Origin of the sequence: Ramlibacter pinisoli, from assembly GCF_009758015.1 — a bacterium.
GTDB lineage: Bacteria > Pseudomonadota > Gammaproteobacteria > Burkholderiales > Burkholderiaceae_C > Ramlibacter > Ramlibacter pinisoli.
In genome coordinates this window covers 108,162-127,681 of sequence record NZ_WSEL01000006.1, presented here as the reverse complement: position 1 = coordinate 127,681, position 19,520 = coordinate 108,162, and the positions used below count along the sequence as shown (strand labels likewise).

Below are 19,520 nucleotides of genomic sequence, written 5' to 3'. Positions count from 1 at the left end.
CCCGCTCAGTGCCGGTGGTAGCGGCCGCCGTAGCCGTACCCGAAGCGGAAGCCGAGGTACACGGGCGGCGGCGCGTAGTACGCCGGCGGGGCGACCACGACCGGCGCCGGGGCGTAGACCACCCCGGGTTGGGCGGGCGCGACGGCGACCGGCTGCCCGTAGGGATAGGAGGGATAGGCGGGATAGACGGCGCAGCCGCTGGCCGCGACGGCGACGGCGAGCAGGGCGGCCCAGCGAAGGGACCGGGACAGGCGGGAGGGGTACTGCATGGTGGTCCCCCATCCTGCCCTGCCGGGCAGCCCGACAGCATGTCTCGCCTGCAAAGTCCGCTACGGCCTGTCAGGGCCGCGGGCGGGTTGTCCCTGTCAACCGCGCAGGCGCGGCAACAGTCCGAGCGGCGTGGTGCGCTCGATGCGCTGCACGTCGGCCTCGCTGAACACGCCGGCGCTGCGCAGCCCCTTCACGTGGTCGAGGCTGGTGCGGTACGGGTAGTCGGAGCCGAACACGATCTGCGACAGCGGCACCACCTTGGTCAGCGCCGACAGGGCGGCCGGGTTGGCCACCTGCGCGGTGTCGTAGTAGAAGCGCTGCAGCTCGGGCAGCACGCCCTCGGGGAACAGCTGCGCCGAGCTGGGCACCAGAATCGGGTTGCGCACGAAGCGCTCGACCAGGAACGGCATGGTGCCGCCGGCGTGCGAGAAGATCCACTTGATGTCGCGGAAGCGGCGCGCGTTGCCGTTGAACAGCACCGAGGCGATGGTGCGGGTGGTGTCGGTGCCGAACTCGATCATCACCGGCTGCACGTTGGCCTGCAGGTTGCCGCAGCAGTTGGCCGTGGTCGGGTGGGTGTAGACCACCGCCTTGCGCCGGTTCAGCTCCTCCATGATCGGGAAGAACTGCGGGTCGCCCAGCCACTTGTCGCCGCCGTAGCTGGTGAGCAGGCCGATGCCGTCGGCCTTCAGCACGTCCAGCGCATAGGCGATCTCGGCCAGCGCGCCCTCGGTGTCCAGCATCGGCAGCGCGGCGAACAGGCCGAAGCGCGGGCGGTGGTCGGACACCAGCCGGGCGCCGTACTCGTTGCACTCGCGCGCCAGGCGGCGGGTGGCGTCGCGGTCCATGCCGGACAGGACCACGCCGGGCGTGGTGACCGACAGCATGGCGGTGGCGACGCCGGCGGCATCCATGTCGGCCAGCGAGCGCTGCACCGTCCAGTTGACCGCGGGGCCGTCGGCGATGCCGCGGGTGCGCGCGGCGGTCAGCCACGCCGGCGGCGTGTGGTGGTGGTGCACGTCGATGCGCTGGGCCGGGGCCGCGGCGCCCGTGGCGGCCGGGCCGGCGGCCGGGGTGGCGCAGGCGGCCAGCGCGGCGCTGCCCAGCGCCCCGAGCAGCAAGCCGCGCCGCGACGGACCGGCGGGCGCGCACTCGGCGCAATGGCGCAGGCGCGCCTGCAGGGGAAGCGAATCGTCCATGCTTGTCTCCATCGGCCGCGCCGTGCGCGCTGCCTTGTCGTTGTGGTGCGGGCACTCTGTCGGCCGGCCACGCGGCTGTCAACGGGGGTTCCCGCGTGGCGCGCGGGCGTGTTGGCATGCAACCAAACGGTCGGGTCCGGCGCTGGCGGCCAGTGGCGCGGCAGCGACAATCCGGGCATGACGACTCTCGTCCCCCTGATCGACATCTCCCGCGGCGGCACGCTGGAATGCCAGCACTTCGGTGCCGTCGCGGTGACCGACACCCAGGGCCGGCTGCTCGCGCACGCGGGCGATCCGCACTGGCTCACCTTCACCCGCTCGACCCTCAAGGCCCTGCAGGCGCTGCCCTTCCTGCAGGCCGGTGGGCCGGCGCAGTTCGGCTTCGGCCCCGAGGAGGTCGCCCTCCTGTGTTCCAGCCACAACGGCGAGCCGATGCACGTGGAGCGCGTGCAGGGCATGCTGGGCCGCATCGGCCTCACGCACCGGGCGCTGCAGTGCGGCTGCCACGTGCCGTACTACGTGGAGCTGGGCGTCGGCCCGGCGCCGGCCACCGTCGACGAACGCCACCACAACTGCAGCGGCAAGCACACGGGTTTCCTCGCCTGGTGCGTGCAGCACGGCCAGCCCACGGCCAGCTACCTGGCGCCCGGCCACCCGTTGCAGCAGGCGGTCCGGCGCAACGTGGCACGGGCCGCGGGGCTGGCGCCGGAGGACCTGCGGCTGGGCATCGACGGCTGCTCGGCGCCCAACTTCGCGCTGCCGCTGTCGCACCTGGCGCGGGCCTACGCGCGCCTGGCCAGCGGCGCCCGCGATCCCGAGTTCGGCGCCAGCTTCGCGACCCTGTCGCAGGCCATGGTGGCGCGGCCCGACCTGGTGTCGGGCACCGGCCGCAGCGACCTGGCCTTCATGCGCGCCGGCCGCGGCGACTGGGTCACCAAGGTCGGCGCCGACGGCGTGCAGGCGGTGGGCAGCGTGAGCCGCGGCCAGGCCTTCGCGATCAAGGTGATCGACGGCAACAAGACCGCGCTGTTCGCCGCCACGGTCGCCGTGCTGGACCAGCTTGGCTGGCTGGACGCGCGCCAGCGCGAGGAGCTGCGGCCCTGGCGTGCCGAGCCGGTCGCCAATGCGCGCGGCACCCAGGTGGGCGAGCGCAAGGCGGTGTTCCGGCTGCGCGCCGGCGACTGAAGCGGGCGCAGGCGGCCGTGTCCGCGTCGTTCGAGGCCGCGCTCGCCGCCGGCCGTGCCAGCGCCGCCGAGGCGCTGGCACTGTTCGATGCGCTCGGGCCGGTGGCCACCACCGACCTGCGCGGCGGCTGGGCCGGCCGCGGGTTCCCGACCGGCCATCCGCTGGACGGCGTGCTGGCCGCCTGGCACTGGCACGGCAAGCGCTTCGAGAGCGACGACGCGGTGGACCCGCTGGTGATGCGCACGCGCGCCGGCGCCCTGCTGCCGATCGACCCGACCTGGGCGCGGCCGCTGCTGCCGTTGTGGATGCACTGGCGCTGGCTGGCATCGCCCGCGGCCGCCCGGCTGGCCTGGCCGCTGCTGCCGCTGCTGGCCACCGGCCGTCCGCGGGCGCGCCTGCGGATGCTGGAGCACCGCGGCTGCCGCACGGCGGCGATGCTCTACGACACGTTGCCGGTGCGCGACGTGTTCCGCCGTGTCGACGCCGACACGGTACTGGGCGCCATGGAACTGCGCGGCCAGCCGCAGCCGCTGTTCTTCGTGCTGCGCCGCGAGGCGCAGGCGTGCGACCCCGCCGGCGGCGGGGCGGGGCTCAGCGGCGGTGGTGCGGCGCGCCGCCGGGCGGCCGGCGATCGGGCAGATGCCGGAACATGATGCGCCCCTTGGTCAGGTCGTAGGGCGACATCTCCAGCGTCACCTCGTCACCCGCGATGATGCGGATGCGGTGCTTCTTCATCTTTCCACCGGTGTAGGCCACCAGTTCGTGGCCGTTGGTCAGGATGACGCGGCAGCGCGAGTCCGGCAGGATCTCGGCCACCTTGCCACGCATTTCGATCAATTCTTCCTTCGCCATGGCAATCCTTTGGCATGCGCGTCGGCATGCAGGCAATGTGGGGAAAACGGGGTAGGGCGCCCGGGAGCCGGGCAGCCGTCGCGCGGGCAAATCCGGGCACCGCCGCGGGGGCGGGCCGGTTGCGGCGCGGGAAGCGGCAGGCCCGCAACGGGACCGTGCCGCGCGCTGGAAGGATCAGTAGCCGCGATTGCCGCCGAAACCGCCGGCGCGAGGAGCGCGCGGCTCCATCGGGCGGGCTTCGTTGACGACGAGGCCACGGCCGCCGACGTCCTGGCCGTTCAGGCCCTGGATGGCAGCTTGCGCTTCCGCGGGGCTGGACATCTCGACGAAGCCGAAGCCCTTGGAACGGCCGCTGTCGCGGTCCATCATGACCTTGGCGCTGGCCACCGAGCCGTACTGGCTGAAGGCTTGCTCCATGTCACTGTCGCGGAAGGAATAGGGCAGGTTGCCCACGTAAAGTTTGTTGCCCATGAGGACTCCATTCAAAGGGTTTTGAGCCACGGATGGAGCCGGGATGCAATCACAAACTCATGGGTAAAGGGTTCGGGAGCGCGAAGCAGACTGGTCACCGCAGAAACAACGCCCCGAACTGTTCGGGGCGTCCCGGCATTATGCGCCTGTCGGGCCGTCGGCGCTGGCCGCTCGGCGGAAAGACCGGCAGGCGCTGGGGTCAGCGGCCGGTGGCCAGGTCGCCCAGGGCGAACACGGAGGTCGGGATGCGGCCGGCGAGCTGGTGCGCCGAATCGGCCATCCAGGCGCGCTTGGCGATGTCTTCCTCCATGGCCTTGCGTTCCAGGGCCAGCTCGCGCGCGGGGCGCGGGCCGTCATCGAAGTCGTCGGACAGGTCGGCGGGGGTCAGGGATCGGGAATTGCTGTGCATGAGGCAGTGTCGCCGGAACCCATCGGTGACGGTGTAATGACCCGTGGCGGCAACCGCCGCGCTTGACGCGGCGGCCCGGTTCATGGATGGGCTTGCGGCGACCGGCCGTGAACGGCGCCGGCGGCGCCCTCGCACCGCTCAGATCGCGACGATGATCAGGACCGCGACCAGCAGGATCAGGATCAGGTCGGTCTGGCTCAGCGCGGCGCCGACGGGCATGCCGTCGATGCGCTGCGCCAGCGCATGCACTTCCTGCTCGGTGAGCGCATCCACGCGCTGGCTGGCGTTGACGCCGCTGACGCCCATGGCCTGCAGGCGTTCCTTGACGTTGGCCTTGTCGAGGAACTCCTGCACCTTGGCCCGGTCGGCCTCCAGCTGGCTGGTCGCCGGTTCGGGCATCGCCGCTTCCGGGCCGATCAGGTCGGCCTGCGCGAGGGGTAACTGCAACGCCAGGATGAGCGGCAAGCCCCAGCGGAGGGGGCGGCCCAGGCGCGAACGCGATTGCATGCTTGGACTCCGTTTGGATCGACCAAGCCAAATATACCGAGGCGGCCCCGGGCCGGTCGGGGCGCCGCTGTCGGTGCCGATCCCGTGTGCCCGTCGGCCCGGATGCCGCGCCCCGGTCAGCTCACCGGATGCAGGGCCGGGCTGCGCGCGGCGCCCGGCGCGCCGATCGCGTGGTAGGCACCGGCGGCGAACACCAGCGGTGCACGGCCGTGGCGCTCGAACCGTTCCACCCGCCCGAGGAAGATGGCGTGGTCGCCGCCCGGGTAGGTGGCGACGCGGATGCACTCGAGCAGGGCGGCGGCGCCGTCGATGAGCGGCACGCCGCCCAGGCCTTCGCGCACCGTGACGCCGCTGAACTTGTCGGTGCCGCCACGGGCGAAGCGGTCCGACAGGCCGGCCTGGTCGTCGGCCAGGATGTTGATGGCGAAGCGTTCGGCGCCGCGGAACACCGGGTGGCTGGGCGCCGTGAGCGACTGGCTCCACAGCACCAGCGGCGGTTCGAGCGAGACCGAGGCAAACGAGTTGGCCGTCAGGCCGACCGGGCGCCCGCCGGCATCCAGCGCGGTGACGATGGTGACCCCTGTGACGAAGCTGCCGAAGGCGCGGCGCAGTTCCCCGGGATCGATCGCACTGGCGTGGGCTTGCATGGGGCAAGCCTAGGCCGGGGCCGGCCGGCAGGGAAATGAGCAGTCCTGATCGGGCGTATCAGGCGCGCTGATCGGCCGCCGCGTCCGCGCCGCCGTCGGCCATGCGCACCGCCACCAGGTTGGCGGCGTCGGTCACCTCGCGCAGCGCGTCCAGGAAGGCGGCGGCGGCGGCCGAGAGCGGCTGGCGTTCCGGCTCGATGAGCACCAGGTCCAGCAGCAGTGCCGGGTTGGCCAGCGGGTTGAGCGTGAAGGCGCCAGAGGCCACGTCGCGCGAGACGAACACGCCCGGCAGCACGGCGCGCCAGTCGCTGCGCGCCACCAGGTCGAGCGTGCCCAGCATGGTGTCGAACTCCAGCCGCGCCGCCACCGCCACGCCATGGCTGGCGAAGTACTGCTCCAGCAGCGGCCGGCGCGCGTTGGCCTCGCCCGGCACCACCAGCCGCAGCCCCTGCAGGTCGGCCAGCCGCACCGGGGCGCCGTGCACCAGCGGCCCGCCGGGCGCCGAGACCAGGAACTCGGGCGTCCGCGCGAACAGCGTGGCGCGGATGCCGGTGGCGCCGCCGCCCGGGCGCGGCACGATGGCGAAATCGAGTTCGCCAGCGCGCAGCGCGTTGGTGAGCACGGCGCTGTAGGCCTCGACGATGCGCACGTGCACGTTGGGATGGCGGGCGCCGAACGCCTGCACCGCCGGCGCGACGATGGAGCGCGTCATGGTGGGCATCAGGCCGACCACTACCTCGCCCGAGAGGCCGGCCGAGAACTCGTCCAGCGTGCGGCGGGCCAGCGCGTGCGCCTTGAGCACCTCCAGGCAGCGCAGGTAGTAGGCGCTGCCGGCCGGTGTCGGCCGCACGCCCTTCTGCCGGTCCAGCAGTTGCACGCCCAGGCGGTCTTCCAGGTTCTTGATGTGCTGCGACACGCCCGACTGCGTGGCGTGCTCGCGCACCGCGGCGGCGGTGAAGGACTGCTCCTCGTAGACGGCGACGAACAGGCGGATCTCGCGCAGGCTGGGGACCATGGGCAACCTCGTCGCGCGACCGGCGACGCCGGCGCAGTTTAGCGGCCGGTCGCGGCGGTGGCGTCCGCGAGGAAGGCCAGCACGCGGGCGTCGAAGGCGGCCTGGCGCTCGATGTTCGGCAGGTGCGCCGCCCCCGGCACCACGTGCAGCTGCGCGCCCGGGATGCGCTGCGCCAGGGACTGGGCGATGGCCGGCGTGGCGGCGCCGTCGTGCTCGCCGGCCAGCACCAGGCAGGGGCCGGCGATGCGTGGCAGCAGGGCGTCCTGCGCCAGCGCGCGGATCGCGGCGGCGCAGCCCAGGTAGCCCTCCGGCCGGGTGGCCAGCACCATCCGGCGCACGGCCGCCAGCGCCTGCGGCGCCTCGGCGTGGAAGGCCGGCGTGAACCAGCGCTGCAGCGTGGCCTCGGCGATGGCTTCCATGCCGCCGCGCCGCACCGCCGCCATGCGCTCGTCCCAGGCGGCCGGCGCGGCCTGGTTGCTCATGGTGGCGCACAGCACCACGCTGGCGATGCGGTTGGGATAGCGTGCCGCCAGCTGCTGCGCGACCATGCCGCCGAGCGACACGCCGACGAAGTGGACCTTGTCGATGCGCAGGGCGTCGAGCAGCGCGATGGCGTCGTCGGCCAGCAGTTCCAGCGTGTAGGGCCCGGCCGGCGTCGACGAGGCGCCGTGGCCGCGCATGTCGTAGCGCAGCACGCGGAAGTGCTGCCCCAGCGCCGGCAGGTTGCCGTCCCACATCTCCAGGTCGGCCGCCAGGCTGTTGCCCAGCATCAGCACCGGCGCGTCGACCGGGCCCTGCAGCCGGTAGGCGATGGCCGCGCCGTGCACGTTGCAGCGCCCGCCGTCGGCGTGCACCGCGGATGGCGATGGAGGCAAGGCCGCCATGCTCAGCGCCCGGCGATGGCCGCGTTGACGCGCGGCATCACCTCTTCGGCCATCAGCTGCATGGAGCGGCGGCCCAGGGCCTCGTCGACCCAGTCCATGCCGGCGTAGACCAGCTCGCCGAAGTCGCCCACCTGGTCGCGCAGGGTGAGGATCTGGTCGACCACCTCGGGGACGGTGCCGGCGATCACCAGCCGGTCGAGGATGCGGTCCAGCGTGACCTCGTCGTCGGGCTGGTCGCGGCGCTCCTTGAACACCTCGTGCCGGTTGGCCTTCTTCAGCTTGGTGTACAGCTGCGAGTAGTAGAAGCGGTAGGGGCTGTTGGCGTCGTCGCGGCCGTAGGCGCGCGCGGTGGCGGCGTCGTCGGCCACGAAGATGGTGCGTGCCACCCGCCAGTCGGCCGGGTCGGCCGCCAGGCCGGCGTTGGCCTTGCCCTGGGCGTAGTTGGCCCAGTGGCTGGGCAGCCACTGCGGCAGCAGGAAGTTGGCCGACAGCGGGTGGAAGTCGCGCTGGCCCATGGCGATCACGCCCTTGGAGAACGGCGCCACCACGGTGCCCACGATCTCGGGCCGCGGCTGCTGGAACGGCTTGGACATCACGCCCATGCCGATGGCCGGCACCTGGGTGGTACGGGTCGTGACCTTGAAGCGGTTGCCCGGCAGCTCGATGTCGTACGGCGGCTCGCCGGCCCAGATCGCCAGGATGACGTCGATGGCCTCGGCGAACAGCTGGTTGCGGTCCTGCTCGAGGATGCCCAGCGCCTCGGCGTCGGACACCAGCGCGCCCGGGCTGATGCCGAAGATGAAGCGGCCCTGCGCCAGGTGGTCGAACATGGCCGCATGCGCGGCCACCAGCACCGGGTGCATGTGCGACAGGTTGGAGGTGCCGGTGGCCAGCTTGATCGAGCGCGTCTCGGCGATCAGCGTGGCCAGGAAGATCAGCGAGTTGGTGACGTTCTCGGCCTGGTCGGTCAGGTGCTCGCCGACGAAGGCGTCGTGGAAGCCGAGCTGATCGGCCAGGATGACGGCCTGCCGGTCCTCCTGCAGCGTGCGGGTGGGGTTCCGGTGCAACGGGTGCAGCGGCATCATGAACATGCCCAGTTTCATGGTGTCCTATTCCGGCTTGATGCCGATGTCCTTGATCAGTTTGCCGACCCGGGCGTGGCCGCTGCGGGTGAGTTCGCGCAGCTCCTCCGGCGACGAGGGCGATGGCTCCAGCCCCAGCGGCAGCAGCCGTTCGCGCAGGGCGGGATCGGCCAGCGCCTTGCGCAGCTCGGTGTTGATCTGGGCCACCAGCGGGCGCGGCGTGCCCCTGGGCGCGTAGAGGCCGACCCAGGTCGAGAACTGGAACCCCGGCAGTCCGGCCTCGGCGAAGGTGGGCACGTCCGGCAGCAGCGCCGAGCGCTGCGCCTGCGGCACCGCCAGCGGCACCAGCCGGCCGTCCTTGACGAAGGGCAGCACCACCGACACCGCCGACATCGCGGCGCCGACCTGGCCGCCGGCCAGGTCGGTGATGCTCTGGGTCGCGCCGCGGTAGGGGATGTGGGTGAGGGAGATGCCGCTGCTGGCCTTGAGCAGTTCCATCGAGATGTGGTGCGGGCTGCCGGTGCCGGCCGACGCGTAGTCGATGCGCCCCGGCCGCTGCCTGGCCAGCGCCAGGAAGTCCTTCAGCGTGCGCACGCCCAGCGAGGGATGCACCACCAGCACCCAGCTGACGTTGGCGACCATCCCCACCGGCTCGAAGCCGCCCAGGGCATCGACCCGGGGCTTGTCGTTGAACTGGGCGGCGTAGTTCAGCACGCTGTCGCTGATGCCGCCCAGCAGGTAGCCGTCGGGCGGCGCGCCGGAGATCTTTTCCGCACCGAGCAGGCCGGCCACGCCGGCCTGGTTCTCGACCACCACCGGCTGGCGCACTGACTCACCCATCTTCTGCGCCACTGCGCGCATCACGACGTCGCCGGCGCTGCCGGCCTGCAGCGGCACCAGGAAGGTGATCGGCCGCGACGGCCAGGTTTGCGCGCGGGCCACCAGCGGCAGCGCGACGGCGCCGGCGGTGGCCGCCAGCAGCTGGCGGCGGCGCAGGAAAGGGGTCATGGGGGTGTCTCCTCTTCTGGGGGGCTCAGGCCGGCTGCTCCACCGGCGGCCAGGTGCGCTCGCCGACGAAGGGCGAGCCGGGCGTGTGCAGCGTGGTGCGCACGATGCGGCCGGTCCATTCGGCCGTGTCGACCACCTTGGATTCCTCCGGCTCCTCGAAGTGGCGCGTGCGCGCCGCCAGCGACTCGAACTCGTACAGGATGCCGTGCTTGGCCCAGCCGGTCGAGGTGACGAACTTGCGCGTCATCACGCTGCCCGGCATGCGCGCCATGAGCGGGAAGCGCTGGTGCGCGTACCAGCAGTTGATGTCCTGCTCCTCTTCCACGGTGCGGATGCGGTAGGTGCCGAACTGGATCGCCGGTGCCGGCGTGGCGCCCGGCGGACGCGCCAGCAGGGCCGGGCCGTTGACCCGCGCCTCCTCGACCAGCACGGCCTGGCGCAGGCCGCGGCGGCGCGCCAGCATGGCGGCGAAGCCGTCGGGCATGGCGACCCGCTCGAGCAGGGGCCGGTAGAAGGTGTGGGAGCCGGCGGCGCCGGCCAGCACCACGAACTGGGTGCCGGTGCCGGTCTCGCCGTCCGGCGCATGGCCGGCGATGTCGTGGTACGTGGCCAGGGCCGGGCCGTGCCCGACGCCGCGGTAGTGCGCCACCCAGCCGATGCCGGGCCGCTGCTGCAGCCAGGGCAGCCAGTGCGCGTGCGCCCAGTCCAGGAAGGCCGGTTGCTCGCCCGGCTCCAGGTCGTACCAGCTCGCCCAGATCGCTTCGCTCATCGTGCCCCGCAGGTGTCAGTCCTGCGGCAGCGTATCGGTGCCCCGGGGGCGGGGCAAATCAGGTGATCTGATGCCGGGCATCAGGCCGGCTACTGCGGACGGCGCGGCCGCCGCACCTCATGTCCATCCCCGGCCGTGCCGGCCGGGGCGCGTGCGCGCTCAGCGCGGCCGGTCGCCCTTGAGCGTGATGCGGTGCATCAGCCGGCGGTAGCCGTGGTAGTCGTTGACCGGGTTGTGCATGACGCAGCGGTTGTCCCAGTAGGCCATCGAGCCCGGTTGCCAGACCAGGCGGCAGGTGAACTCCGGCCGCACCTGGTGCTTGAACAGGAACTGCAGCAGCGCCTCGCCCTCGGCGGCCGGCAGTTCCTTGATGCCGGCGGTGTGGGCCTCGTTCACGTACAGGCTCTTGCGGCCGGTCTCGGGGTGGGTGCGCACCACCGGGTGCTCGGCCTGGTAATCCTTCTTCGCCTCGCTGGTGCCGTCTTCCTTGATCCGGTCCTCGCGGGTCTTGGAGACGTCGGCCTTGGCCGAGCTGCTGATGCCGGTGAGGCCTTCGAGCATGGCCTTCATGCGGTCGGACAGGGCGTCGTAGGCGGCGTGCTGGCTGGCGAACAGGGTGTCGCCGCCGAACGGCGGAACCTCGCGCGCCAGCAGCATCGTCCCCTTGGGTGGCTCTTCCAGGTAGGTGGTGTCGGAATGCCAGACGCCGCCGAAGTTGACCTTCTCGTGCTCGAGCTTCTTCACCTCGATGATCTCGGGCGCCTCGGGCAGGCCCTTGACGAAGGGGTAGAACGTCGGCTCGCCCATCTGGCGGGCGAAGGCGAGGAACTGCGCCGATTCCAGCATCTGGTCGCGGAAGAACAGCACGCCGTGGCGCAGGAACGCCTGGCGCACCTCGGCCGCCTCGCCGTCGGTCAGTCGGTCCAGCCGCAGGCCGGTCACTTCGGCGCCCAGGGCGCCAGCCACTTGTCGGATCTTCATGGCGCCATCGTAGGCAGCGCCCGCGCGATGGACAACTCAAATGATCTGAGGCATTGTTCAAGTTTCGTGAACAACCGCATCAACCTCAAGCTGCTCGCCACCTTCCTGGCGGTGGCCGAGAACGCCAGCTTCCGCAAGGCGGCCGACCAGCTGCACCTGTCGCTGCCGGCCGTGAGCATGCAGGTCAAGCAGCTCGAGGAGCAGCTGGGGGTGGCGCTGTTCCAGCGCACCACGCGGCGGGTCGACCTCACGCGCGAGGGCGAGCAGCTGCTGATCAGCGCGCGCAAGGCCATGGCCGAGCTCGACGGGGGCCTGGCGCGCATCCAGCAGGCCGCCCACGTGCTGCACGGCCACCTGGCTTTCGCCTGCGTGCCCACGGTGGCGGCGACCCGGCTGCCGCCCATCCTCACCCGCTTCGCTGCCCAGTACCCGGGCATCACCCTGCACGTGCGCGAACTCACCCACGCCGGGCTGCTGGAAGCGGTGCGGCGGCGCGAGGTCGACTTCGGCATCGGCCCGGTGCCCGAGCGGCCCGGCGAGCTCGATTTCGCCCCGCTGTTCGAGGACGAATACCGGGCGCTGCTGCCGCGCAGCTACCGCGACCGCGGCCGCACCGGCATCTCGCTGCGCGAGCTGGCCCGGCTGCCGCTGCTCACCCTGTCGGACGCGACCCTGTTCCGCGGCCACCTGGACGATGCGCTGCGCGGCCAGGGGCTGGTCGTGCAGTCCAACTACGAATTCACCAGCGTCGCCACCCTGGTCGCGATGGCCGAGGCCGGCCTGGGCGTGGCCATGCTGCCGGCCGTCGCGGTGCCCCGGCGCACCCCGCTGAAGGCGGTGCGCATCCTGGCCCCGGTGCTCAGCCGCACCATCGCCGTGGTCACCATCCGCGGCTTCTCGCTCTCGCCCGCCGCCCAGCGGCTGGTCGACCTGTGCGGCGAGCTGATGGCCGAACCGGCGGCCTGAGCGGGCGCGTTGCCGGCGCGCACGCGTCGAGGCGCCCCGGCCTCACCCCATCTGGATCTGCTTCTTCAGGCTGGAGATCTCGTCGTGCGCGCGCTGCACGGCCTGCTTCGCCTGCGGGTCGAGGTTGCTGGCGGTGCTGCAGGCCTGCTTGGCGCGGTCGGCAGTCTGTTCGAGCTGCATCACCTGCTGGCGCATCTTGTCCTGCGACTGGCCCATCTGCTGCTGGCTGTCGCAGTCCTGCTTGGCCTGGCGCGCCTGCTGGTGCAGCTGGTCGACCTGCTGGCGCAGCTCGGGCGGCACCGAGCCGGCCTGCACGGCGCGCTTGGCGTCGTCGGCGCATTGCTCGATGCGGTTGATCCGTTCCTTCAGTTGATCGGCTTGCATGGTGGCTCCTTCACACAGTGCGCCCGGGATGGGCGCGTGTGACCATTGCAGATCGGATGCGTTGGCCGCGCTACCGGCCAGCGGCCGCGCGGCCTGTCGGCGCAGGTCGACTAAGCCGTTCGCGGAGCCGGCCTCAGGCGGCCGCGTCGTGCGAGGAGATCGCCACCACGCAGGGCCGCTCGGTGCGGTTGCTCCAGGCGTGGCGGGTGGCGCGCTGCACGACGGTGTCGCCGGGCGCCAGCGTGACGGGGCCGTGGTCCAGCACCAGCGTCGGCTCGCCCTCGAGCACCACGCACAGGTCGAGCGTGCGGGTCTTCTGCATGTAGGGATGCGGGGCGTCGGGGCCGCACCAGGCCTCGGGCGAGCCGGCCGAGCGGAACCAGGCCTGCACCTGCGCCGGCGTGGTGGTCGCGCGCCAGCCGGCGTCGGGCGGCAGCACCAGCACGCGGAACACCGAGCCGTGGGTCGGCGCGCCCAGCGACCAGGCCATGGCGCGCACCTGTTCGGCCGCCAGCGCCAGCGCCGGCGTGCCGTCGGTGGCCCAGATGCGGGTGAGCGAGAAACCGGGCCGGGCCGGGTCGTGCAGGACGTCGTCGACGGCGCCGTCGGCGAGCAGGAACGAGCGGCCGTCGGGCCCGTCGACGGTGACGAGGCGGCGCAGGGGCCGCTCAGCGATCGTCATCGCCACCGGCCGTGCCGCCCATCATGATGAAGGCCATGATGCTGGGCGCATCCGGATTGGTCCAGCCGTGCCAGTTGCGCAGCTGCACCACGATGTCGCCCGGCTCCATCGGGTGGGCGCCGTCGTCCAGCAGCAGCGTGCGCCGGCCCTCCACCAGCACGCCCACGTCGATCGTCTCGGAGCGGTGCACCGGCGAGCTGTAGGCGTTCTGGCCGCCGCGGTCCCAGGTGTGGCCGTTGGGCCGCAGCCGCGGTTCGTGCAGCGGCACGGCGGTGGTGTCGGCGGCCGGGTCGTAGCCGGGCTCCTTGCCGGCCGAGTGCACCAGCCGCAGGTGGCCGCCGCGCGCCGGCGGGTCGAACGCGAACGGCAGGTTGCCGTCGTCGCGGTCGCCGCGCACCGGGGCCGGGCAGTCGGGGAACACCCAGACGTCGGTCATGCCGGCGCTGGCGGCGACCTTGCCGACATTGACGTTGGGGGCGGCGCTGTCCCACAGCACGCGCGAGCGGCCGTCGGCATCCTCGCCGGTCACGATCCGGCGGATCGGCTTCATCTGCACGGGCATGGCGTCAGTCCGGCTGGATGTTGCCGGCCTTGATGACGGCCGTGGCCTTGGCGATGTCGGCCTTGACGAAGGCCTCGAACTCCTCGCGCGAGGAGCCCACCGCCTCGAAGCCGGCGCCGGCCGCCTTCTCGCGCGCCTCGGGCTGCTTGAGGATCGCCGCGATCTCGCGATTGAGCTTGTCGATCACCGGCGCCGGCGTCCTGGCCGGCACGTGGATGCCGTTCCAGCCCACCACCGAGAAGTCGGGGTAGCCCTGTTCGGCGATCGTCGGCACGTCGGGCAGCGCGGCGTAGCGCTTGGGGCTGCTCACGCCGATGGCGTGCAGCTTGCCCGACTTGACCAGCGGCAGCGCGGTGGGTGCGGGCAGGAAGCTCAGTTGCACCTGGCCGCCCAGCACGTCGGTGAGGGCCGGCGCCGCGCCCTTGTAGGCCACGTGCACGATGTCCACCTTGGCCATCTGCTTGAGCATCTCGCCGGACAGGTGCGAGGGCGTGCCGTTGCCCGACGACGCGTAGTTCAGCTTGCCGGGCTGGGACTGCGCCAGCGCCACCAGGTCCTTCACGCCCTTGACCGGCACCGACGGGTGCACCACCAGGATGAAGGGCAGGGTGGCCATCAGGCTCACCGGCGTGAGGTCGCGCTGGAAGTCGTACGGCGCCTTGGCGCGCAGCGCGCTGTTGACGGTGTACGAGCCGGTCGACAGCAGCAGCGTGTAGCCGTCGGGCGCGGCCTTGGCCACCGAGTCGCCGGCCACCACGCCGCCGGCGGCCGGGCGCTGGTCGACCACCACCGGCTGGCCCCAGGCGGCGGTCAGCTTCTCGCCGATGATGCGCGCCAGGATGTCGGGGCCCGGGCCGACGATCAGCCGGATCGGCTTGTCGGGGTAGTCGGCACGGGCCGGGCCGGCGGCGAGCAGGGCCAGCACGGAAGCCAGGGTGGCGGCGAGGGGAAGCCGGCGGAACGGACGGAGCATGGGCAGTCGGTCAGCGGTGCAAGGGTGGACCGGCGATCCTACGGGCGCGCGACCATGCGGCGAAGGAACTTGTTCCTATGGCGCCATTCCGTGCGGTTATGGTGCGCCGCCGGCGCTCACGCCGCCAGGGCGTCGGCGATGGCGCGCTTGGTCCAGCGCGGGTAGGCGGTGCTGATGAAGTCGATCATGTGCGCCTGCAGGTAGCTGCCGCGGCGCAGCTGCAGCTGGGTGACGGTGGGCTTGAACAGGTGGCTGGCGTCGATGGCCGCCAGCTCGCGGTCGCGCTCGGGCTCGTAGGCGATGGTCGGCAGCACCGCGATGCCCAGCCCCAGCGCCACGTACGACTTGATCACGTCGGCATCGGTGGCGGTGAGCACGATGGTGGGCGTGATGCCGGCCTCGGCGAAGCCGTTGATCACCGCCGAGCCGCCCGAGAAGCTGACGTCCAGCGTGATCAGCGGGTATTCGGCCAGCAGCGCGAAGCTGATCCTGCGGGCACGCCGCAGCTTGTGGTCGCGCGACACCAGCACGCTGCGCTGCAGTTCGCCGCAGCGCAGGAACACCAGCTCGCGCAGCGGGTCGGGCGTGTTGCCGCCCACGCCCAGGTCGGCGTCGCCCGAGGCCACCCACTGCTCGATCTGCGCCGGCGAGCCCTGGCGCAGCACCAGCTCCACCTCGGGGTGCTCGCGCACGTAGCGCGCGATCACCGGCCGCAGCACGTAGCGGGCGTGGATGTGGGTGGTGGCGACCACCAGTCGCAGCTTGTCGCGCGGGGCGTGGTCGCCGCCGATGCGGCGGATGTTCTCGGCGCTCTGCAGCGTGCGGCGGGCCATCTCCACCACCTCGGCGCCGGCCGGCGTGGTGCCGGTGATGCGGTTGCCCTGGCGGATCAGGATCTCGATGCCCAGCTCCTGCTCCAGCGCCTGGATCTGCTTGCTGATGCCGGGCTGCGAGGTGAAGAGGACGCGGGCGGCGTTGGACACGCTGAAGCCGTGGTCGACGACGCCGCACAGGTAGCGCAGTTGCTGCAGGGTCATGGGGCGTGACTATAACGAGAGGGAATCGTCCGATAGACAAAACTTCCTTTCGGCTATCGACGGCCGGCCCTAGCATCCGCGCTCCCCGTGCTTTTGGAATCCCTTCGATGACGACGATGACTGGCTCCCGGCTGATCGCCGAGATGCTGCGCGACTACGGCGTGTCGCACGTGTTCTACATCCCCGCCATGCTGCTGGGCGTGCTGGCCGAGATGGAGGACATGCCGGTGCGCCGGATCATGACCCACGGCGAGAAATCGGCCGCCTACATGGCCGACGGCTATGCGCGCGCCAGCGGACGCCCCGGCATCTGCATGGCGCAGCAGATCGGCGGCTCCAACCTCGCGGCCGGCCTGCGCGACGCCTACATGGCGTGCGCGCCGGTGATCGCGCTGTCCGGCGGGCCGGCCCCGGCGGCCCATTACCGCAACGGCTACCAGGAGGTCGAGGACCTCGGGCAGTTCGACGCGGTGACCAAGTTCAACGCGCGGGTCGAGCGGGTCGACCGCCTGCCCGACCTGCTGCGCCAGGCGTTTCGCGCCGCGACCACCGGCGCGCCGGGCCCGGTGCACCTGGAGGTGCAGGGCCCGCACGGCCACGTCGCCTACCAGAGCGCCGACATGGAGCCGCTGGCCGAGCCGCGTTTCGGCCGGCTGCCGCCGTTCCGGCCGGTGGCCGACGAGGCCGACATCGGCGCCGCGCTCGCGCAGCTGCTGCAGGCGCAGCGCCCGCTCATCGTCGCCGGCGGCGGCGTCGCGTCCTCGGATGCGCGCGCCGAGGTGCTGCGGTTGGCCGAGGCGCTGTCGCTCCCGGTCGCGACCACGCTCAACGGCAAGGGCACGATCCCCGAGCGGCATCCGCTGTCGGTCGGCGTGGTCGGCTCGTACTCGCGCGCCTGCGCCAATCAGGCCGTGTGCGAGGCCGACCTGGTGTTCTTCATCGGCAGCCGCACCGGCGGCCAGACCACGGTCGACTGGCAGGTGCCGCCGCGCGGCACGCGCGTCATCCAGCTGGACATCGACGGCGTCGAGCTGGGCCGAAACTACCCGAACGTGGTCTCGCTGCAGGGCGACGCCAAGGCCACGCTGGCGCGCCTGCTGGCGCTGGCCGCCGACCGCCCGCCGACCGACCGCGCGGCCTGGAACGCCCGCACCGCCGGGCTGGTCGCCGACTGGCGCGCGCAGTTCGAGCCGCTGCGCGCCTCCGATGCCGCGCCGCTGCGGCCCGAGCGCATCTGCAAGGAGATCTCCGACCTGCTGCCGCCCGATGGCGTGGTGGTCTCCGACACCGGCCACTCGGGCATGTGGACCGGCGCCATGCTGGAACTCACGCAACCGGACCAGCGCTACATCCGCTGTGCGGGCTCGATGGGCTGGGGCTTCCCGGGGGCGATGGGCGTCAAGTGCGCCCTGCCCGACCGCGCCGTGATCTGCTTCACCGGCGACGGCGCCTTCTACTACCACCTGGCCGAGCTGGAGACGGCGGCGCGCTTCGGCATCAACCTGGTCGTGGTGGTGAACAACAACAGCGCGCTGAACCAGGAGATCCCGCTCTGGGACAACGTGTACCCGGGCAAGTCGGCCGCCAATGCGCGCGTCGACGACCTCTGGCGGATGCGCGACACCAACTTCGCCGAGGTGGCGCGCTCGCTCGGCTGCGAGGGCATCCGCGTGACCCACCCGTCGGAGCTGCGCGGCGCGCTCGAGCAGGCGCTGGCGATGAACCGGCCGGTGGTGGTGGATGTGGTGAGCGGCGTGGACGCGTTCGCGCCGCGCGCCTGGATCCCGGGAGGCACCGGTGGATATTGATGCCCGCACCCCCGAGTTCGCGGCCATCGCGTCGGCCGACGCGCCGCTGGACCTGATCGCGCACGGCCTGCAGTTCGGCGAGGGCCCGGTGTGGGACCGCCGCAGCGGCTGGCTGTACTGGGTCGACATCATCGGCAGCACCATCTGGCGCTGGAAGGCCGGCGCCGGCCGCGAGGTGGTGATGAAGCCGTCCGGCCACGCCAACGGCATGACCTTCGACCGCGAGGGCCGGCTGACCGTGGCCGGCTGGTGCAACCGCACCGTGTTCCGCTTCGAGCACGACGGCAGCCTCACCACCATGGCCTCGACCTACGAGGGGCGCAAGTTCAACAGCCCGAACGACATCGTGGTGCGCTCCGACCGCTCGGTCTGGTGGACCGATTCGGCCGGCGGGCTGGGGATCCCCGGCATGGTGGCCGAGGATGTGCAGCGCTACCTCGACGTGCAGGGCGTGTACCGGCTGGCGCCGGACGGCCGCGAGGTGCAGCTGGTCATCCCCGACATCAGCTACCCGAACGGGCTGGCCTTCTCGCCCGACGAGTCGCTGCTGTACGTGAACGACACGCGCGAGGCGCTGATCAACGTCTACGACGTGCGCGCCGACGGCAGCGTGGCCAACGGCCGGGTGTTCCACCGCATGACGGGCAGCGAGCCCGGCGTGGCCGACGGCATGAAGGTCGACAGCCGCGGCAACGTGTACTGCACCGGCCCCGGCGGCGTGCACGTGATCGACACGTCGGGCCGCCTGCTCGGGCGCATCCGCATCCCGGGCCACGCCACCAACATGGCCTGGGGCGGCGACGACTGGCAGACGCTGTACATCACCTCGTACAGCTCGTTGTACCGCACCCGCCTGGGCATTCCCGGCGTGGCCGTCTGGTGAGGAGGGCGACCATGGCCTGGACTTTCGAACGTGTCGCCGCCGGCGGCAAGGGACCGGCGACCGGCGTCGCCTGGGATGGCAGCGGCGTGCTGTTCGCGCTGCCCGACGAGACCGTGATCCGGCGCTACGACCCGGCCAGCGGCGCCGTGAGCGACTTCCGCCGCTACACCGGGCGCGTGAACGGGCTGGCAGTGGCGCCGGGCGGTTCGGTGTTCGCGGCGCAGGAGAGCGGCCGGCGGGTGATCGAGCTGCTGCCCGACGGCAGCGCGCAGGTCACCGCGACCCGCTTCGCCGGTGCCATCCACAACTTCCCGGCCGGCCTGGCCGTGGACCGGCAGCAGCGCGTCTGGTTCTGCGACTCGCCCACCGGCGTGCAGGTGTTCGGCCCGCGCATCTTCCCGCTGCTGGAGCCGGCGGCGGTGATGCGCATCGAGAAGGACGACCGCCGCCAGTGGGTGATGCGGCGCGTCACCGCCGACACGGTGGCGCCGCGCGCGGTGCTGCTGTCGCAGGACGAGCGGCTGCTGTTCGTCGGCGAGGGCGAGGTGGGCCGCGCCGGCCCGCGCGAGCTGCGCGCCTACCCGCTGCGGCCGGACGGCTCGGTGGGGCCGTACCGGGTGCTGCACCGCTTCGGCGAGGACCACACGGGCGTGCACCGCGGCATCGAGGGCCTGTGCCTGCGCGAGGACGGCTGGGTGGTCGGCTGCGGCGGCGCGCCCGGCGTCGGCCCGGGGCCGTCGGTGTACCTGTTCACGCCCGAGGGCCGGCTGGCGCAGGTGCATGCGCTGCCGGGCGAGTGCCTGCCGATGCACTGCGCGGTGGGCGGCGGCTCGCTCTACGTGAGCGGCAGCGACGGCCACCTGTACCGCAGCCGCATGGACGCCTGAGGCGCGCGGCGCCGCCCGCTCCTGGTGTACAACGCTGCTGCGCCGGCCCATGCCGCCGC

The 19,520-nt window shown here is 72.4% G+C and carries 23 protein-coding genes and 1 pseudogene; 6 read left to right on the top strand and 18 right to left on the bottom strand.

Features of this window, described 5'->3' with window-relative positions:
* Nucleotides 1–5 precede the first annotated feature (5 nt).
* Both GON04_RS13735 and GON04_RS13730 read right to left on the bottom strand, forming a co-directional pair.
* The gene (locus GON04_RS13735) at nucleotides 6–269 is read right to left on the bottom strand and encodes a hypothetical protein (protein WP_157398642.1); all 264 of its coding nucleotides are present in this window, start codon (nucleotides 267–269) and stop codon (nucleotides 6–8) included.
* Nucleotides 270–365: 96 nt separating this feature from the next.
* Entirely contained in the window at nucleotides 366–1,469 is a 1,104-nt protein-coding gene (locus GON04_RS13730; protein ID WP_157398641.1) for an amidohydrolase family protein, read from the bottom strand.
* 177 nt (nucleotides 1,470–1,646) lie between these two features.
* Between GON04_RS13730 and GON04_RS13725 the strand changes: the two genes are divergently transcribed.
* Nucleotides 1,647–2,654 (top strand): asparaginase, encoded by a 1,008-nt coding sequence (locus GON04_RS13725; RefSeq protein ID WP_157398640.1) that lies wholly within the window; start codon nucleotides 1,647–1,649, stop codon nucleotides 2,652–2,654.
* A gap of 17 nt (nucleotides 2,655–2,671) precedes the next feature.
* Complete coding sequence (locus GON04_RS13720; protein ID WP_181654064.1) at nucleotides 2,672–3,307, top strand: DUF4334 domain-containing protein; 636 nt, start codon at nucleotides 2,672–2,674, stop codon at nucleotides 3,305–3,307.
* Here the strand turns inward: GON04_RS13720 and infA are convergent.
* From infA to GON04_RS13665, 11 genes and pseudogenes are all read right to left on the bottom strand, one after another.
* The gene (gene infA, locus GON04_RS13715) at nucleotides 3,246–3,506 is read right to left on the bottom strand and encodes a translation initiation factor IF-1 (RefSeq protein WP_157398639.1); all 261 of its coding nucleotides are present in this window, start codon (nucleotides 3,504–3,506) and stop codon (nucleotides 3,246–3,248) included. The two genes, GON04_RS13720 and infA, sit on opposite strands and share 62 nt — an antisense overlap.
* 180 nt (nucleotides 3,507–3,686) lie before the next feature.
* Nucleotides 3,687–3,977 (bottom strand): annotated as a pseudogene (locus tag GON04_RS13710) (RNA recognition motif domain-containing protein); the annotation flags it as partial.
* A 199-nt stretch (nucleotides 3,978–4,176) separates the two neighbouring features.
* The gene (locus GON04_RS13705; RefSeq protein ID WP_157398637.1) at nucleotides 4,177–4,386 is read right to left on the bottom strand and encodes a hypothetical protein; all 210 of its coding nucleotides are present in this window, start codon (nucleotides 4,384–4,386) and stop codon (nucleotides 4,177–4,179) included.
* A gap of 138 nt (nucleotides 4,387–4,524) precedes the next feature.
* Nucleotides 4,525–4,893, bottom strand: a complete 369-nt coding sequence (locus tag GON04_RS13700) for a PA2779 family protein (RefSeq protein ID WP_157398636.1) — start codon at nucleotides 4,891–4,893, stop codon at nucleotides 4,525–4,527.
* 116 nt (nucleotides 4,894–5,009) lie between these two features.
* Nucleotides 5,010–5,540: a flavin reductase family protein gene (locus GON04_RS13695; protein ID WP_157398635.1), complete on the bottom strand. Its 531-nt coding sequence runs from the start codon at nucleotides 5,538–5,540 to the stop codon at nucleotides 5,010–5,012.
* Between the two features lie 58 nt (nucleotides 5,541–5,598).
* Nucleotides 5,599–6,555, bottom strand: coding sequence for a LysR family transcriptional regulator (locus GON04_RS13690; protein ID WP_157398634.1), 957 nt, complete (start codon nucleotides 6,553–6,555; stop codon nucleotides 5,599–5,601).
* Nucleotides 6,556–6,593: 38 nt separating this feature from the next.
* The gene (gene pcaD / locus GON04_RS13685) at nucleotides 6,594–7,430 is read right to left on the bottom strand and encodes a 3-oxoadipate enol-lactonase (protein WP_198349293.1); all 837 of its coding nucleotides are present in this window, start codon (nucleotides 7,428–7,430) and stop codon (nucleotides 6,594–6,596) included.
* 11 nt (nucleotides 7,431–7,441) lie between these two features.
* The gene (locus GON04_RS13680) at nucleotides 7,442–8,542 is read right to left on the bottom strand and encodes an LLM class flavin-dependent oxidoreductase (RefSeq protein WP_157398632.1); all 1,101 of its coding nucleotides are present in this window, start codon (nucleotides 8,540–8,542) and stop codon (nucleotides 7,442–7,444) included.
* A gap of 6 nt (nucleotides 8,543–8,548) precedes the next feature.
* Nucleotides 8,549–9,529, bottom strand: coding sequence for a Bug family tripartite tricarboxylate transporter substrate binding protein (locus GON04_RS13675; protein ID WP_157398631.1), 981 nt, complete (start codon nucleotides 9,527–9,529; stop codon nucleotides 8,549–8,551).
* Between the two features lie 25 nt (nucleotides 9,530–9,554).
* Entirely contained in the window at nucleotides 9,555–10,298 is a 744-nt protein-coding gene (locus GON04_RS13670) for a hypothetical protein (RefSeq protein ID WP_157398630.1), read from the bottom strand.
* 159 nt (nucleotides 10,299–10,457) lie between these two features.
* Nucleotides 10,458–11,279: a TauD/TfdA dioxygenase family protein gene (locus GON04_RS13665; RefSeq protein ID WP_157398629.1), complete on the bottom strand. Its 822-nt coding sequence runs from the start codon at nucleotides 11,277–11,279 to the stop codon at nucleotides 10,458–10,460.
* A gap of 66 nt (nucleotides 11,280–11,345) precedes the next feature.
* Between GON04_RS13665 and GON04_RS13660 the strand changes: the two genes are divergently transcribed.
* Nucleotides 11,346–12,245, top strand: a complete 900-nt coding sequence (locus GON04_RS13660) for a LysR substrate-binding domain-containing protein (RefSeq protein ID WP_181654063.1) — start codon at nucleotides 11,346–11,348, stop codon at nucleotides 12,243–12,245.
* 42 nt (nucleotides 12,246–12,287) lie between these two features.
* Here GON04_RS13660 and GON04_RS13655 read toward each other — a convergent pair whose 3' ends face one another.
* The 5 genes from GON04_RS13655 to GON04_RS13635 form a co-directional block, all read right to left on the bottom strand.
* Nucleotides 12,288–12,629 (bottom strand): hypothetical protein, encoded by a 342-nt coding sequence (locus GON04_RS13655; RefSeq protein ID WP_157398627.1) that lies wholly within the window; start codon nucleotides 12,627–12,629, stop codon nucleotides 12,288–12,290.
* A 133-nt stretch (nucleotides 12,630–12,762) separates the two neighbouring features.
* Nucleotides 12,763–13,311, bottom strand: coding sequence for a cupin domain-containing protein (locus GON04_RS13650; RefSeq protein WP_157398626.1), 549 nt, complete (start codon nucleotides 13,309–13,311; stop codon nucleotides 12,763–12,765).
* Nucleotides 13,298–13,873, bottom strand: coding sequence for a cupin domain-containing protein (locus GON04_RS13645; protein WP_157398625.1), 576 nt, complete (start codon nucleotides 13,871–13,873; stop codon nucleotides 13,298–13,300). Before GON04_RS13645 ends, GON04_RS13650 begins: the two co-directional genes overlap by 14 nt.
* 4 nt (nucleotides 13,874–13,877) lie before the next feature.
* A complete protein-coding gene (locus tag GON04_RS13640; RefSeq protein WP_157398624.1) occupies nucleotides 13,878–14,846 on the bottom strand; it encodes a tripartite tricarboxylate transporter substrate binding protein in 969 nt (322 codons plus the stop codon).
* 116 nt (nucleotides 14,847–14,962) lie between these two features.
* Nucleotides 14,963–15,883, bottom strand: coding sequence for a LysR substrate-binding domain-containing protein (locus GON04_RS13635; RefSeq protein ID WP_157398623.1), 921 nt, complete (start codon nucleotides 15,881–15,883; stop codon nucleotides 14,963–14,965).
* Nucleotides 15,884–15,990: 107 nt separating this feature from the next.
* Here GON04_RS13635 and GON04_RS13630 point away from each other — a divergent pair, with 107 nt between their 5' ends.
* From GON04_RS13630 to GON04_RS13620, 3 genes are read left to right on the top strand one after another with little or no spacing between them, the layout of a single operon-like run.
* Nucleotides 15,991–17,691: a thiamine pyrophosphate-binding protein gene (locus tag GON04_RS13630; RefSeq protein ID WP_157398622.1), complete on the top strand. Its 1,701-nt coding sequence runs from the start codon at nucleotides 15,991–15,993 to the stop codon at nucleotides 17,689–17,691.
* Nucleotides 17,681–18,574: an SMP-30/gluconolactonase/LRE family protein gene (locus GON04_RS13625; RefSeq protein WP_157398621.1), complete on the top strand. Its 894-nt coding sequence runs from the start codon at nucleotides 17,681–17,683 to the stop codon at nucleotides 18,572–18,574. Before GON04_RS13630 ends, GON04_RS13625 begins: the two co-directional genes overlap by 11 nt.
* Before the next feature lie 11 nt (nucleotides 18,575–18,585).
* On the top strand, nucleotides 18,586–19,461 hold the full coding sequence (locus GON04_RS13620; protein ID WP_157398620.1) for an SMP-30/gluconolactonase/LRE family protein: 876 nt from the start codon (nucleotides 18,586–18,588) through the stop codon (nucleotides 19,459–19,461).
* Nucleotides 19,462–19,520: the final 59 nt, after the last annotated feature.

What these genes read in the sequence shown, in the direction of transcription:
- GON04_RS13735 (WP_157398642.1), bottom strand. Translation starts at nt 269, where the DNA reads ATGCAGTACCCCTCCCGCCTGTCCCGGTCCCTTCGCTGGGCCGCCCTG.
- GON04_RS13730 (WP_157398641.1), bottom strand. Translation starts at nt 1,469, where the DNA reads ATGGACGATTCGCTTCCCCTGCAGGCGCGCCTGCGCCATTGCGCCGAG.
- GON04_RS13725 (WP_157398640.1), top strand. Translation starts at nt 1,647, where the DNA reads ATGACGACTCTCGTCCCCCTGATCGACATCTCCCGCGGCGGCACGCTG.
- infA (WP_157398639.1), bottom strand. Translation starts at nt 3,506, where the DNA reads ATGGCGAAGGAAGAATTGATCGAAATGCGTGGCAAGGTGGCCGAGATC.
- GON04_RS13705 (WP_157398637.1), bottom strand. Translation starts at nt 4,386, where the DNA reads ATGCACAGCAATTCCCGATCCCTGACCCCCGCCGACCTGTCCGACGAC.
- GON04_RS13700 (WP_157398636.1), bottom strand. Translation starts at nt 4,893, where the DNA reads ATGCAATCGCGTTCGCGCCTGGGCCGCCCCCTCCGCTGGGGCTTGCCG.
- GON04_RS13695 (WP_157398635.1), bottom strand. Translation starts at nt 5,540, where the DNA reads ATGCAAGCCCACGCCAGTGCGATCGATCCCGGGGAACTGCGCCGCGCC.
- GON04_RS13690 (WP_157398634.1), bottom strand. Translation starts at nt 6,555, where the DNA reads ATGGTCCCCAGCCTGCGCGAGATCCGCCTGTTCGTCGCCGTCTACGAG.
- GON04_RS13680 (WP_157398632.1), bottom strand. Translation starts at nt 8,542, where the DNA reads ATGAAACTGGGCATGTTCATGATGCCGCTGCACCCGTTGCACCGGAAC.
- GON04_RS13675 (WP_157398631.1), bottom strand. Translation starts at nt 9,529, where the DNA reads ATGACCCCTTTCCTGCGCCGCCGCCAGCTGCTGGCGGCCACCGCCGGC.
- GON04_RS13670 (WP_157398630.1), bottom strand. Translation starts at nt 10,298, where the DNA reads ATGAGCGAAGCGATCTGGGCGAGCTGGTACGACCTGGAGCCGGGCGAG.
- GON04_RS13665 (WP_157398629.1), bottom strand. Translation starts at nt 11,279, where the DNA reads ATGAAGATCCGACAAGTGGCTGGCGCCCTGGGCGCCGAAGTGACCGGC.
- GON04_RS13655 (WP_157398627.1), bottom strand. Translation starts at nt 12,629, where the DNA reads ATGCAAGCCGATCAACTGAAGGAACGGATCAACCGCATCGAGCAATGC.
- GON04_RS13650 (WP_157398626.1), bottom strand. Translation starts at nt 13,311, where the DNA reads ATGACGATCGCTGAGCGGCCCCTGCGCCGCCTCGTCACCGTCGACGGG.
- GON04_RS13645 (WP_157398625.1), bottom strand. Translation starts at nt 13,873, where the DNA reads ATGCCCGTGCAGATGAAGCCGATCCGCCGGATCGTGACCGGCGAGGAT.
- GON04_RS13640 (WP_157398624.1), bottom strand. Translation starts at nt 14,846, where the DNA reads ATGCTCCGTCCGTTCCGCCGGCTTCCCCTCGCCGCCACCCTGGCTTCC.
- GON04_RS13635 (WP_157398623.1), bottom strand. Translation starts at nt 15,883, where the DNA reads ATGACCCTGCAGCAACTGCGCTACCTGTGCGGCGTCGTCGACCACGGC.
- GON04_RS13630 (WP_157398622.1), top strand. Translation starts at nt 15,991, where the DNA reads ATGACGACGATGACTGGCTCCCGGCTGATCGCCGAGATGCTGCGCGAC.
- GON04_RS13620 (WP_157398620.1), top strand. Translation starts at nt 18,586, where the DNA reads ATGGCCTGGACTTTCGAACGTGTCGCCGCCGGCGGCAAGGGACCGGCG.